The organism is Mesorhizobium sp. M7A.F.Ca.US.005.03.1.1, from assembly GCF_003997975.1.
GTDB classification, from domain to species: Bacteria; Pseudomonadota; Alphaproteobacteria; order Rhizobiales; family Rhizobiaceae; genus Mesorhizobium; species Mesorhizobium ciceri.
Genome location: NZ_RZRO01000173.1, coordinates 1 through 6,956, shown reverse-complemented (window position 1 = coordinate 6,956; position 6,956 = coordinate 1). Strand labels below are relative to the sequence as shown.

At 60.2% G+C, this 6,956-nt stretch carries 8 protein-coding genes; 6 read left to right on the top strand and 2 right to left on the bottom strand.

The genetic code is table 11. The features are described 5' to 3' along the window. Positions 1 to 25: 25 nt before the first annotated feature. Positions 26 to 607 carry a TadE/TadG family type IV pilus assembly protein gene (locus EN990_RS34480; RefSeq protein ID WP_063169998.1) on the bottom strand — a complete coding sequence of 194 codons (582 nt, stop codon included), beginning with the start codon at positions 605 to 607 and terminating at the stop codon, positions 26 to 28. 137 nt (positions 608 to 744) lie between these two features. Continuing rightward, positions 745 to 1,167, bottom strand: a complete 423-nt coding sequence (locus EN990_RS34475; RefSeq protein ID WP_013533687.1) for a pilus assembly protein N-terminal domain-containing protein — start codon at positions 1,165 to 1,167, stop codon at positions 745 to 747. Positions 1,168 to 1,501: 334 nt separating this feature from the next. Here EN990_RS34475 and EN990_RS34470 point away from each other — a divergent pair, with 334 nt between their 5' ends. The 6 genes from EN990_RS34470 to EN990_RS34445 form a co-directional block, all read left to right on the top strand. Further along, positions 1,502 to 1,684 carry a Flp family type IVb pilin gene (locus EN990_RS34470; protein WP_013533686.1) on the top strand — a complete coding sequence of 61 codons (183 nt, stop codon included), beginning with the start codon at positions 1,502 to 1,504 and terminating at the stop codon, positions 1,682 to 1,684. Between the two features lie 172 nt (positions 1,685 to 1,856). Further along, positions 1,857 to 2,375 (top strand): prepilin peptidase, encoded by a 519-nt coding sequence (locus EN990_RS34465; protein ID WP_013533685.1) that lies wholly within the window; start codon positions 1,857 to 1,859, stop codon positions 2,373 to 2,375. 213 nt (positions 2,376 to 2,588) lie between these two features. Next, positions 2,589 to 3,401, top strand: coding sequence for a Flp pilus assembly protein CpaB (gene cpaB / locus EN990_RS34460; RefSeq protein WP_013533684.1), 813 nt, complete (start codon positions 2,589 to 2,591; stop codon positions 3,399 to 3,401). Continuing rightward, on the top strand, positions 3,398 to 4,918 hold the full coding sequence (locus EN990_RS34455) for a type II and III secretion system protein family protein (RefSeq protein ID WP_013533683.1): 1,521 nt from the start codon (positions 3,398 to 3,400) through the stop codon (positions 4,916 to 4,918). Before cpaB ends, EN990_RS34455 begins: the two co-directional genes overlap by 4 nt. A 14-nt stretch (positions 4,919 to 4,932) precedes the next feature. Beyond that, positions 4,933 to 5,670 carry a pilus assembly protein CpaD gene (locus tag EN990_RS34450; protein WP_013533682.1) on the top strand — a complete coding sequence of 246 codons (738 nt, stop codon included), beginning with the start codon at positions 4,933 to 4,935 and terminating at the stop codon, positions 5,668 to 5,670. 38 nt (positions 5,671 to 5,708) lie between these two features. Continuing rightward, positions 5,709 to 6,956, top strand: a 1,248-nt coding sequence (locus tag EN990_RS34445) for a CpaE family protein (RefSeq protein WP_127388557.1), incomplete at its 3' end; no start/stop codon positions are given.

Below are 6,956 nucleotides of genomic sequence, written 5' to 3'. Positions count from 1 at the left end.
TTCTTATACTGCTCGTGCATTCCGCTCAGTTGTCGAACGGTTCGTTCTGCCAGGTCACCGATGCGAAGTGCAGCGTCTTGTTGCCGCCCATTGATTTGGCCAGCAGGTCGGTCATGATCGGCCATTTGTAAAAGACCCGCAGCATGTTCCTCGACTCCGCCGCACCCGCTGTCACTGAAAACGACTGGGTTGCGGTGCCTTTCGTCAATACGACATCGCCGTTCTGGATCTTGAAGCCGGCCGTGGCCGCATCCGCGAACGATGTATATTGGCGAAGATCCACCAGCAGTTGATTGGGACAATCCTGGGAAACGATGATCTGCAGTTTTGTGCAGATCATGTCCCGCAAGTTGGTTCCGGCGACGTCAACCGCCCTCAACTGGCCGGTGCGAAGCTTGCGCGCGACATCGTCGGTGATGTTGGCCATCACTTCCTGCGCGGCAAACGAGATGCAGCTTTCCAGAATGGCGAAGACAAGCAGCGCGAAGGGGACTGAAAGGATCGCGAATTCGATTGCCGTGGCGCCGCGCCGGTCACGAAGAAAACGGGCGAAAAACCTTGGGCATCTCACTTTGTGGTCGCCTGCGCGGCCGTATCCCTTGCTCATGTCCGATCCTGCCGATCTCTATGCGGTCTCGGAAGGACCATTAACGCAAACCGATTGAGGTCCGGTTTGGATGATCGTTAAAGTCGGCGCAGGCCTCTTAACCGGCCAATAACCGCACCGGCAGCCGGTCACGCCACCTATCGGCTGACGCTCATCTCCGCCTCGGAAGACTTCTCCGCTTCGCTCTTGTAGGAGCTTTCGCAATACGGCGTGCAGGACATCGTCTGGATTTCGGCACGCCGATAGATGCGCACCGACGAAGCAGCCTGCCGCACGACGGTAACCTGCTCATCGACGATGGGACTGCCGTCGGTATCGAGCACGACCAGATTGGTGACGCCGAAACCTTTGCCGGTGAGCACGATCGTCGAAGCGTCCTGCACGGAAGCGTCGGCGATTGCCGGGTTGCCGACCACGATGGTGTCTGCGGGACGCGACAGTTTGACGATCTTGGCCTGGTTCATCGTGACCTCGATGCCGGCGCCGGCCATGGCGGGCGCGACGAAGCTCGAGACGGCAAGAAGCGCGGCAATCAGGATTGACGATCTCGGCTGGGCCATTGAGGCGCTCCACGCAGGCGGACTGATCAACGGAACATGAACGAGATTGGTGAACCAACGGTTAAGCCTGCGATGTTGCCAATCCTGCAATGGCCGATAAGGGCGCCCCGCGAGGCGCGGTCCAGTCGGGGCGCAAGCCTGCCAAACCTGGGACTGGAAGGCGCGGCGGTACTTTAGCCCGAAGTTAACCACGCAATATGTTCGAACCGGGAAAGGAATCGGTAAGGCTGTTTCTTAAGCCGATCGAAAGAGCTTCTCCCTAGATTGGCAGCATCCGATCAACCATCACAGAAGTTGACGGAAGTGCTGTAACACGTGGAGTAGGAGCTCTCGAATGTCTAATCTCATCGCACGTTTTGTGAAGGACGAATCCGGCGCGACCGCTATCGAATATGGTCTGATCGCCGCTCTCATCGCGCTCGCCATCATCACTGGCGCCGGCACGCTCGGCAATGCGCTGAATGCCAAGTTCACCAACATTGGCAGCACCCTGAACAACGCGCCGACCGGCAGCTGATCGGCTTATCGCCGAGCACTTGCATCGCATTTTCTGGAAAAGGGCCGCCGCGTGGCGGCCTTTTTTATGCCGCTGCCAATATAGGTCGTCTTTTCGTTCCTGGCCTCATCAATCGTTAATCGAACATATCTTAGATTGAGCCCAATAAAATCGGACAATAGGCGTGGCGCCGATGCTTGAAGCCCTGATCTTCGTCGTCTTTCCGTTCTGCATGCTGTTTGCCGCGATCTCCGACATGCTGTCGATGACGATCGCCAACCGCGTGCCGGTGCTGCTCGTCGTCGTTTTCGCGCTGGTCGCGCCCCTTACAGGCATGGACTGGGCGGCCTATGGCGGACATTTCGCCGCCGGCGCCCTGGTCCTGGCCGTGACGTTCGGCCTGTTTGCAATAGGCGGCATGGGCGGCGGCGACGCCAAGCTTCTGGCCGCAACCGCGATGTGGATGGGCCTCAATGTCAATCTCGTGGAGTATCTTGTCGCCTCGACAATCATCGGCGGCCTGCTGACGCTCGCGATCATCCTCTACCGGAAGTCGATGCTTGCGGCCGTTACCGGCCAAAATCCGTTTCTGCGCCATTTCGCCGACGAGGCAAAAGGCGTTCCCTATGGCGTCGCGCTCGGCCTTGGCGGGTTGCTGACCTATCCGGACTCGCCTTTGATGATATGGGCGCTGGCCAGGCTGGCGGCCTGACCACGATATTATTTTATTGTCTGTCAGCATTGCCGAGACCCCGTTCTCAACGGGGTCGGCCCGGCTGTTTTGGCCGGTCCGGCTATAGTCCGGCTAATTTATGTAAACGTTAAATTAATCACGATCGTAAGCATTACATTAACCTTGTTTTGACGATTGCCGCTGCAAAGTCCGGCTTGGCTACGTGGTTTGCCAGGGCAAGGGTTCGGACAGATGCCAGCATCGCGATTGATAATTCTGAGCGTGGCGGTGGCCGCGGCGGGTGGCGCTGGCTATGTCGCGAAGAACATGGTGGCACCGCCGCCCCAGGTCGTCGTTGATTCCGCTCCCCAGGCCCCGGCAGTGGCACTCCAGGATGTGCTTGTGCTTTCAGGCGACGTTCCGATGGGCAGCCCGATCCAAAACAACATCGCCTGGCAATCCTGGCCCGCCGACGGCGTCAACGCGAATTTCATCACCCGCACCGCCGAGCCCGAGGCGCTGGACAAGCTGAAGGGTTCCATTGCCCGTGTGGCGATGTATGCCGGAGAGCCGCTGCGGCGTTCCAAGCTGATCGGGGAGGGGCAGAGCTTCATGTCGTCGATCCTGCCTTCCGGCATGCGGGCGGTCGCCACGGCCATCTCGGCCGACACGTCGGCCGGCGGCTTCATTCTTCCCAACGATTTCGTCGACGTCATCATGACCCGCAGGGCCGATGCCGCCAGCGGTGCCGCCGGCTTCAACACCGAGACCATCCTCAAGAACATCCGCGTCCTGGCCATCGACCAGACCATTCAGGAGGACGAGGAAGGCAAGAAGACCAGGGTGGGCCAGACCGCCACGCTGGAACTGACGCCCAAGCAGGCGGAGATTATCACCGTCGCCCAGCAGATGGCGGATCGCCTGACCCTGGCGCTGCGGGCGGTCGCGGACACGCAGGAAAAGAATGTGGGTGAGGCCGACTATCTCGTTTCCGGCAATGGCCGCAGGGGAACGGTGAGGCTGATCAAGTCGGGCGAAGTTTCCGAAGTGGGAGCAAGGAAATGAAGCTAGGTGGCAAACTGCCGGCAATCGTAGCCGCGGCATTCGGCCTGCTGCTCGTCGGAACGAATGTGCAAGGCAGCGTCGTCGAGGCAAAGAACGCGCAGGTCACGGCATCGACGGCCACCCAGCGCGTCAAGCTCGGCCTCAACAAGTCGGTGGTCATCGACCTGCCGAGCGATGCCTATGACATTCTCGTCGCCAATCCGGCGGTTGCCGATGCGGTGACCCGCACCGCAAGGCGCATCTATCTGTTCGGCAAGGCGGTCGGCGAGACGAACATCTTTGTCTTCGGCCCCAATGGCGAGCAGATCGTCAGCCTGGACCTGGCCGTCGAACGCGACGTTGCCGGCCTTGAAGATTATATCAGGCGCTTCCTGCCGACGTCGGCTGTCAAGGTGGAACTGCTGAACGACAACGTCGTTCTCACAGGAACCGTGGATACCCCCCTGGATGCCAAGCGCGCCGAACAGTTGGCGAACATGTTCGTGTCGGGTGGTGAAGCGACGACGGGACAATATTCGCAGACCGCGGCTGGCGGCTCGGCCCAGAGCGGTGTCGACATCAACAATCCGGACCAGGAGCGCCGCACCAGCCAGATCGTCAACCTGATCCAGATCATTGGCGACGACCAGGTCACGCTGAAGGTCACGGTCGCCGAAGTCAGCCGCTCGGTGATGAAGCAGCTCGGCGTCAACATGGTTGGCAGCGGCGGCAGCAACGGCATTAGTTACGGCGCAATCAGCGACAACTTCACGGGTCTCGGCAAACAGCTGTCGAATTCCGGCTTTCAAATCGGCGCTTCAGGACTGCAGGCTTATGTGAACGCTATGGAGCAGTCCGGGGTGATGAAGACCTTGGCCGAGCCGACCTTGACGGCTGTGTCGGGCGAGAAGGCAACCTTCAAGGTCGGCGGTGAATACAATATGGTCACGGGTGTCTCGGCAAATGTATCGCAAGACAACCAGACCGGCCTGAAGACCTACAGCGTCGAAAAGATCGAGTACGGCATCGGCCTGGAATTCCAGCCGGTTGTGTTGTCTCCCGGCCGCATAAGTTTGAAAGTCAGGACGTCGGTTTCCGAGCCGACAACCGAGGGATCCGTATCGTTCTCCTCAGGCGTGACGAGTCCCGGCATGAATGCCCTGTCGCTGCGCAAGCGCCTTGCCGACACAACGGTGGAATTGCCATCCGGTGGCTCCATGATGATCGCCGGCCTGGTTCGCGACGATGTCAGGCAAGCCGTCAACGGATTGCCTGGATTGACAAAGATCCCGGTGCTTGGCGCGCTCTTCCGCAGCAGGGATTTCGTGCGAAACGAGACCGAGCTCGTCATCATCATCACGCCCTATCTGGTTAAGCCGGTGGCGCGCAACGACCTTGCCAAGCCGGACGACAATTTCAACGCCGCCAGCGATGGCGCCGGCATGTTCCTTGGCCGCGTCAATCGCGTCTACGGCACCATGCAGACCGACAAGCCCAATGGCCGCTACCACGGCGTTGTCGGCTTCATCTACAAGTAAGCGGGGAAGCGGACATGTCTCAGTCAGCATTGAAGGCAAGCACCATCGCCGCAACGACCCGTCTCGGCCGTTCACGGGTCTGCCGGCGAGCCGTTCCTGTCCTGGCGGTTGCGGTGGCGGCGCTGCTCGCCGGCTGCGCCCAGCGCGACAGCATCACGGTCGGCGCCATTCCGGACGATTACCGCACCAACCATCCGATCGTCATCGCCGAGAAGAATCAGAAGATCGACCTGCCTGTCGGCGCCGGTGACCGCGGCATGACCGGCTCCCAGCGCGATACGCTTCTTGGCTTCCTGGATGGCTATGACAGAAGTGCCGCCCCGACGCTGACGATCCAGGTCCCGAGCGGATCGGCCAACGAGGTCGCCGCGACCACGGCGGCCCGCGATTTCGCCCGGCTGGCGGTTGCCAGCGGCATCAAGCGCAATCGGATTGTCGTGACCTCCTATCAGTCCGCCTCCGCCGAAGCCTCTGCCCCGATTCGCGTTGCTTATATCTCGGTGAAAGCCCAGACCGATAAGTGCGGCCGCTGGCCCGAAGATCTTATGGAGACATCGGAGAACAAGCACTATGCCGACTTCGGCTGCTCCTATCAGAACAATCTTGCCGCCCAGATGGCCAATCCCGCCGACCTGCTCGGCCCGCGTAAATCTGCCAATATTGATCCGGCAAATCGTAGCCAAGCCATCGATGTTTACCAAAAGAGAGGCATTTCGGAAGAGTTCCTCGGCAATTCGGAAGTGACGTACTGAGCCGCAAATCTCGGATAGAACAGGCCACGGGAGAGAGCATGACGATGAGCAACCTTGCCTACGACGCCCCGGTGGACGGCAGCGATACCTCGCAGCAGGACATCGCCGCGATGCAGGCGTTGCGGCCGATCCCGCGCATCTCGATCCAGGCATTCTGCGAGACCGAGGGTGTTGCCAACCCGGTCGAGCGCGCCGGCGAGGACCGTCGCATGACGAAGGCGCATCTCAAGGTCCACATGGGCGGTGTTCCCACTGCCATCGAATTCTACCAATCGGCGCCGACGCCCAATCTGATCCTGCTGGAATCGCGCAGCGAGCCCAAGCAATTGCTGGAACAACTCGCCCAGCTTTCGGAATATTGCGATCCGACGTCGAAGGTGGTGGTGATCGGCCACTACAATGATGTCGGCCTCTACCGGGAACTCATCCGCAACGGCATTTCCGAATATGTGATCGCTCCGGTCTCGATGGCCGACATCGTCAGCGTGGTGTCGTCGATTTTCATCGATCCGGAAGCCGAGCCGCTCGGCCGCTCGATCGCCTTCGTCGGCGCCAAGGGCGGTGTCGGCTCCTCCACGATCGCCCACAATGTGGCTTGGGCGATGTCCTCCCTGTTCAAATCCGAAGTGGTCGTCGCTGATCTCGATCTGGCTTTCGGCACCGCCAACATCAATTTCGACCAGGATCCGGCGCAAGGCATTGCCGAGGCGGTGTTTTCACCGGAACGCATCGATGAAGTCTATCTCGACCGGCTGCTGACCCAGTGCGCCGAGCATCTGTCGCTGCTGGCGGCGCCTTCGACGCTCGAACGGGTCTATGATTTCGATCCAGAGGCCTTCGTTCAGCTCATCGACACCGCCCAGCGCAGCGTGCCGCTTCTGGTGCTCGACGTCCCCCATGCCTGGACGGGCTGGACCAAGAACACCTTGGTCAAGGCCGACGAGATCGTCATCACCGCGACACCGGAACTTGCCAATCTGCGCAACACCAAGAACCTCATCGATATGCTCAAGCGGCTTCGTCCCAATGATCCGCCGCCCAAGCTTATCATCAACCAGGCCGGCGTCCCGAAACGCCCGGAGATTTCGCCGGCCGATTTCGCCGAGCCGCTCGGTCTGTCGCCAATGTCGGTCATTGCTTTTGATCCATTGCTGTTCGGCAATGCTGCCAACAACGGACGCATGCTTGGCGAAATGGATGCCAAGAACCCGATCGTCGCAATGATCAACGAAATGGCGCATGTGCTGACCGGGCGCAGCGAAATCAAGATCAGGAAGAAGGCCGGG

Excerpts from the sequence above, each read along its gene's own strand:
- EN990_RS34480 (WP_063169998.1), bottom strand. The coding sequence starts at position 607 with ATGAGCAAGGGATACGGCCGCGCAGGCGACCACAAAGTGAGATGCCCA.
- EN990_RS34475 (WP_013533687.1), bottom strand. The coding sequence starts at position 1,167 with ATGGCCCAGCCGAGATCGTCAATCCTGATTGCCGCGCTTCTTGCCGTC.
- EN990_RS34470 (WP_013533686.1), top strand. The coding sequence starts at position 1,502 with ATGTCTAATCTCATCGCACGTTTTGTGAAGGACGAATCCGGCGCGACC.
- EN990_RS34465 (WP_013533685.1), top strand. The coding sequence starts at position 1,857 with ATGCTTGAAGCCCTGATCTTCGTCGTCTTTCCGTTCTGCATGCTGTTT.
- cpaB (WP_013533684.1), top strand. The coding sequence starts at position 2,589 with ATGCCAGCATCGCGATTGATAATTCTGAGCGTGGCGGTGGCCGCGGCG.
- EN990_RS34455 (WP_013533683.1), top strand. The coding sequence starts at position 3,398 with ATGAAGCTAGGTGGCAAACTGCCGGCAATCGTAGCCGCGGCATTCGGC.
- EN990_RS34450 (WP_013533682.1), top strand. The coding sequence starts at position 4,933 with ATGTCTCAGTCAGCATTGAAGGCAAGCACCATCGCCGCAACGACCCGT.